Raw genomic sequence first — 6,663 nt, 5'->3', positions numbered from 1 at the left:
ACATCTGTAGGATTACTAAATCCCTCTATGTCTACAATATACCCACCATTCGTTGCACATTGAATATTGTAAGCAGGTTTTAACTGACCATTTTTCATATGATCATCTTTTAATCTCATGAAAGTTGTATCTTTATCTTTTTTTGAATAGCTGTTTCTTTCACCAAGTATATTCAAATGTTTTTCATATATATTTAGCTTATCAAGTCACTCTTTCAACATTTCATATTTCTTTTGTTCTTCTAATCTTCGCTTCCCTTTACTATAAGCAAATACTATATTTTTGATTTGCAAATATTTCTTATGTTTATTAGAGTAGGCACTATCTAAAAACTTTAAATTCATCTCCTCAATAATATTGTGCACCAGGAAAACCTCATCATCCATATCAAAATTATTAGTCAAATCAAAACTAAAAGTTAGTTGTATTTTTTTGATTTTTGCTTTATGATTAACTTTAGTATGTATATTCATAGCAGATAAATAATACTAAAAAAGAGTTCAGAGAGCAATCACTTTCTGAACTCTTTTTGTTTTATTAAGGGTTATTTATTTTGAAACAGCACCTTTCTTTTATATACTGTTAATTTCTAAATATTATGTTATAATGATTTTATATGTAAATATATGGTAATGGCATAGGATAATAAATTTTATTAAGGGGGAGAAGATATGGTAAAGAAAAATAAAATCTTGGTATTGCTTATTTTATTTAGTTTGGTTTTGCCTTTTATTGCACCATTAGGTGAAATAGCTTATGCAACAAGACCTGAATTTGATGATGCACAGATATTTTACTTACCAATAGTAGATGGTGAAAACGATTCTACTATTGATAGTGTATTTGCTTTACAATCAGATAGAAGAAGTAGTTATGTAGGAGAGTATAATTTTAAGGGAGATTTAGTCAAGGTTTACATAGAATCTGAACAGAGATACCCTATATTAGGTAGAGTGCCTATAATTATAAAGTTAGTGGCACAAAATACTGACACATTAGAAGATATAGATTATACTATAACTCTAAGTGATGGAGTTGAGAAACATATTTCTTCTGATATAGTGGAAAAATATGAATATGACTATGAAGATGGTAAATCTATTAGAAGTAAATATATTTTAGTATATTTTCCAGAGACTATAACTCCAGGAGATTATAGTATATCTTTAGAGGCTAAAGATTCTTTAGGTGCATTAGAGAATATTATTCAAATAGAAAAAGATAATATCATCGAAAAGACAGAAGCAACTGAAGTGCCTGAAGAAATCCAAGAAATAATTGAAGAAGATCTTCAAGTAGAACCAGAGTCTGAAATTATTGAAATGGGTGAATTGATAAAAGAGAATAATGATTTAAGTATGATAGAAGGATTAGAAGAAATACTAGAATCTTCTGAAGAAGAACCTATTGAAAATATAAAGGAACCAATAAAAAACCAAGTGGAAGAAAATAATATAGAGGTGGAAGCTATTATAGAAGGAACAGATTCCAGTTTCAATACAGATTCTGTGTCTATAACATTATTATGGGAAGATATTATTGACAATAATGAAATTATCATAGACAAACATGATCCAAGCCTTTATATAAGAAATCTAGGTAAAGGTGGGAAATTAGAAGTCAAGGTATTAGATAGTAGAGGGGATATAGTATATACAACTAATGATAGAATTGGTAATGAAAGATATTTATATAAAAACAACTATTATAAAAAACCTTTTTATAACTTAGATTATGATTTATACAGTGGTAGTATACAACTATTCAAAGCAGATGAAATTACAAAAGGAATTCATAATCTAGTATTGACTTTAGACGGCAGAGAAATATACAAAGATGAAATAAATTTAGTAGATAAATATCCTGTAGTTAATTCTGTTGAAATAGATAAATATCTATTAGCAGGAGATAGAGAGTTCAAACTAAATGTTAGTGGAGAATATATTACTAAAAAGGATTTACTAAAACTTGAAGTAGTAGATAATAGAGATAATATAATTGCAAGTAGTATAGAATCCCATTATACGAATGTAAACAATGAGGGTGATTATGTTAAAATCCTATATACTATGAAAGTTGAATCAAATGAACAGATAATGGATTATGAAGAATATAAGGTAAAACTAACTTACTTGGGATCAGAGGATTTAGTAGTTCGTACAAGTCATACCAATATCTCTACAACTACTGGTATACAAGTATATGGAGCAAACTTAACTCAAGCCAATGAAGGAAAAATAATTCTAGATGGAATTAACTTCTCTAATGATGATTTTTATATTGCAGAAGTAAGGTATGAAGGCGAGGAGGCAGTACAATATACAGCAGATTATATTAATTCAAGAGAACTGTCTGTAGATATTGATAGTAGGATAAATCGTGGTAATTATAATATCACATTATATAATAAAAGAACTGATGAAAATCATGGCTACAATGATTATATCGGATATATTTATTTTTATTTCTACGATGATGCAGTAGAACCTACTGGTTCACCAGAGTTAGGATATGTGGATGTTGAAAAGGTTTCATTTGATCAGCAATCCTACAATGGAGAAATTTATATAATGAATTTTGTGCCTGAAAACTTAGAGGATATAGAGATATTATTAGTAGATATCGATGAAAAAGTTGTAGGTCAGGCAGAGATTGATGGCTATAGTTATAGTACCAGATATTCTTGGATTAGATTTAAGATGAATATATTAGAGCCATTAAATGAAGGAGAGTATTATTATATTTATAAATACAGGGGAACAGAGATAAAAGGTAGCAATAATGGTAGATTATCCGTATTTGTAATAAATAAGGCATATATTAGAGATATAGAAATAAAAGGTGCTTTATATGATGAAATAATCCCTTTTAATACAGAAATAGATTTTACATTAAGAAATGGATTGAATCTTAAGGATATTTCAAAGCTAGATGTTTTTATAGAAAACACAGAAGGTCAAAGAATAGCTTATTTAGTGCCAGATACTTTAACTATAGTGGAAGAATATAGTACGACGAATTATATGGGAAAACTAAATTTATTAGATGAAGGAAAAGTTGAAATTGTCGTTGCTTATGATGGACAAGTTATATATCGCAGAGGAATAGAGATAAGTTCTAAACCGTATATTGATAAACTTCGTATAGATAGAAATATATCTTCTTATTCTAAAGAAAGCCAAATAACTCTTTATAGAACTTTAAACATTGATTCACAAGAAGTTAAGGTTGAAGTATATGACTTAAAAGGTAATAAAGTAGATACTTCCACTGAGTTAATAGGTCAATGGGAAGAAAATAAATTTCCAGGGGTTAAAAATACGGATATTTCTATTAAGTTCAATGAAAGATTAAAAGATGCTTATTATGAATTATATGTTTATTATGGAGATATTGATCTTACAGAAAATTCTAGTTCCTATCATATGGGATTTTATGCTACAAAGGGATCAGTGCTAACAGGTACTAGTAGTGGTTTAAAATATGAAAATGATAATATGATTATGCAATTGACAAACTTCACTGAAGCTACAAATACAAATCCTGGTGAAAGCTATAAGGGGTATTTCTACCTAAAGGGAGCTACCCATGATGAACAGGAACTTATAGGAACAGTAGACTTAGTTAGTGGTGAAAAGCATGGCAAAACAGGAATTCTAATTCCGTCAGAATTATTTATAGACTATCCATTGGGAACTTATGATTTAATTATATTAAACTCAGATGGAGAGTTGTTTGGAAGGTCATATTTCAATATAAGCTATAGAGACTATAAAAATCCAGATTCAGATAATCCAGGATTAAGAAGACCATCATTTACAGTAAATAATGGTTTGAATTATACTAATAAGAAAGCTGTAAACTTAAGTATAAATCCAGATGGATATACTCTAATAAAAATAGCTAATAATGAAGCAGAATTAATAAATGCAGAAGCTTTAAATATACAAAATATGATGGGGTGGGATTTACCAGATGGAGATGGAGAAAAGACAATTTATGTTCAATTCTCTGACGAAAAAGGTAATCAATCAGAAATATTATCTAAAACCATAATACTTGATACAGTAGTTCCCGTATTAAGTGAGGTAACTGTAAGTAAAGTTGATAAGGTAAATATAGGTGATATATTAGATATAACTGCCTTAGGAAACGAAAGAGTCAATGCTAAGGGAGTGCTATATTTAAATGGAGTAGAGGTAGACAAATTTTCTTTGGAATATAGTGGAAAAGCTGATCTCCATAAGTATACTAAATCTCTTAGAGTAAATAAAGAAATAGATAAAATAGTCGTATATTTAGAAGACTTTGCTGGAAATAAATCTTTAGCAAAAGAAACAAATATAAATATATTTAAGGTAGAAACTAAAAATCTAACAGTACTAGTTAAAGACACAGCTGGAAATCCTCAAGTGAATAAAAACATTTCAGTTTATAATTACAGGGAAAATGTTTATAGACAAGGATATACAGATAGTGAAGGTAAGATAGTATTTTCTTTACCAAATAATCTTAGTTATGAAGTAAGATTATATAGTGATGGATATTGGGATTATAAGGATGTATCCTTAACTCAAGATATGGAAATAACTTTTGAAACTCCTGTTATAAGAGTAATTACAGGTAGAGCAACTGTAGGAACTAATCCAGTTTCTAATGCAAGTATTATCTTAACAGGTAATGGTCAACAGTTCTATGGTAATACTAATGAAGATGGATACTATAGAATAGAAGTATATGAAAATACTTCTGGAACTAATTCAAAGGAATTTGAATTAACAGCAAATCATCCTCTTTATACAACCATAGCTGAAAAGATTAGTTCTGATATTATAGAAAAAAATATAGTATTCTATAACAAGGTAAATGTATATGGAACTGTTAAAGATAATAGTGGAAACCCAATACCAAATTTACAAATCTATGCTAACGGATGGTCTGACTGGAAAACTACCTATACAGATTCTAACGGAAACTACGAACTAAGACTTAATGCAGGAGAATATAATATAGGTCATGGTTGGGTACAAAATCATGAAAGTCAAAATAAAAATATTGTTATTGGTGAACAAGAGTTAAAAGAGGGTGCAATAAAAACAGACTTTATTCTAAATGCAATAAACTATAATAATAGTTTTAATGGTGAAGGAAACAATATAAAAGCTGATGCAACCATAACACAAATAGGTAAGAATTTTAATTTAACCGTAAATTATAAGAATAATGGTAGCTCCAATGCTACAGGAACTGTTAAGGTAGACTTGCCAACTGGTATAGAAGTAGTAGCAGGAAATCTAAATTCAATCTTTACTAATTTAGAACCACAACAATCAGGAAAGATGACTTTATCACTAAAAGTAACTGATAATTTTAAAGATAAGAAAATAGTTATTCCAGCAAAAATCACTATTGGAGGAACAGAATATTCAATAGGGTTTGCAGAATTAGATCTAATTGATGTAACTATAAATGCTCCAGGTTTAGTAGCAGATGGTAATTTTAAAGTCTATGGAGAAGCAACTGAAGGTTCTACTGTATCTATTATAGATAGAAATACAAATAATCTTATGGCAGTAGGTAAGGTAACCGGTAAATGGTATAATGCAGATATAGTAGATTTACCAGAAGGAGAATATCAGTTGTTTGCAAGGGCAGAGAAAAATGGTAATATTGCTAATTCTACAACTGTAGATGTAAAAGTAGACCCAATAAACGGAGTACAAGTTAAAGATATTAAAGTAATTACTCCAGGTGGAAATGAAGTAGGTATGAACCATGAAATAGGTGTACCAGCATTTTCGGCATGGGTAGATATGAGTTTAAGAGGTAAAGATATAGCCATAGATGTAGAATTAAATAAATATTTAGATGGAATGAAAGCTGAATTCTTATTTGCAGACAAACAATATGAGGCTACCTATTCAAATGGTAGATGGAAAGCTAATCTAACAGGCTGGTCAGGTTCAGGAGTTAAGCAAATAAAGATGAGAATAACTATTGGTGATTTGGAATATGAATTTGTAGTTGGAGAAGTAATCATCTTAATAGACCCTAGTGGATATGTTTATGATATAAATACTGGAGATAGAATAGAAGGGGCTACAGCAACTCTAGAAAAGTGGAACGGAAGTTCTTGGGAATTCTGGGATGCAGAACTATATGGACAAATAAATCCACAGAAAACTGATGATGAAGGTAAATATGGTTGGATGGTAGGAGAAGGTATATATAGAGTTATTATAGAAAAAGCTGGATATGAAACGGCAATAGCAGGAAATGATAAAGATATAGTTATACCACCACCAAGAGATGATGTAAATATAGGTTTAAAGAGTACTATGGAAGAGTATATAGGAATGGAACAAAAACAAGCACCAACAGAAGACCATTCATGGACAATAGAGTTTAACAAAGAAGTTGATTCTAACTCTGTAAATCTTAATAATGTCTATATAATGGATGAAAATGGAAATAAATTAGCTTTTATAAACCCTAGAGTAGATGGAAATAATATTATATTAGATAATAAAGGAACATTTACTAAAGGAAAGACTTACACAATAGTTATAAGGAACACAGTAAAATCAATAGATGGTAAATCATTAACTCAAGGTATAAATATGAAGTTTACTGTAAAATAATTTAAAACCACGAGGCAACCCC

Annotated in this window: 2 protein-coding genes and 1 pseudogene; 1 reads left to right on the top strand and 2 read right to left on the bottom strand. The window is 29.4% G+C overall.

Annotation, left to right across the window (positions count from 1 at the left end; genetic code table 11):
- A pseudogene (locus FYJ83_RS19610) lies at positions 1-188 on the bottom strand (IS5/IS1182 family transposase); the annotation flags it as partial.
- An 18-nt stretch (positions 189-206) separates the two neighbouring features.
- A complete protein-coding gene (locus FYJ83_RS19605) occupies positions 207-473 on the bottom strand; it encodes a hypothetical protein (protein ID WP_195837891.1) in 267 nt (88 codons plus the stop codon).
- Between the two features lie 198 nt (positions 474-671).
- Here FYJ83_RS19605 and FYJ83_RS02080 point away from each other — a divergent pair, with 198 nt between their 5' ends.
- The gene (locus FYJ83_RS02080) at positions 672-6,641 is read left to right on the top strand and encodes a carboxypeptidase regulatory-like domain-containing protein (RefSeq protein WP_154438603.1); all 5,970 of its coding nucleotides are present in this window, start codon (positions 672-674) and stop codon (positions 6,639-6,641) included.
- Positions 6,642-6,663 lie beyond the last annotated feature (22 nt).

The sequence above is a fragment of the Tissierella pigra genome (assembly GCF_009695605.1).
Taxonomy (GTDB): domain Bacteria; phylum Bacillota; class Clostridia; order Tissierellales; family Tissierellaceae; genus Tissierella; species Tissierella pigra.
Note: the sequence above shows the minus strand (reverse complement) of the source record. Positions and strands in the feature narration are given on the sequence as shown.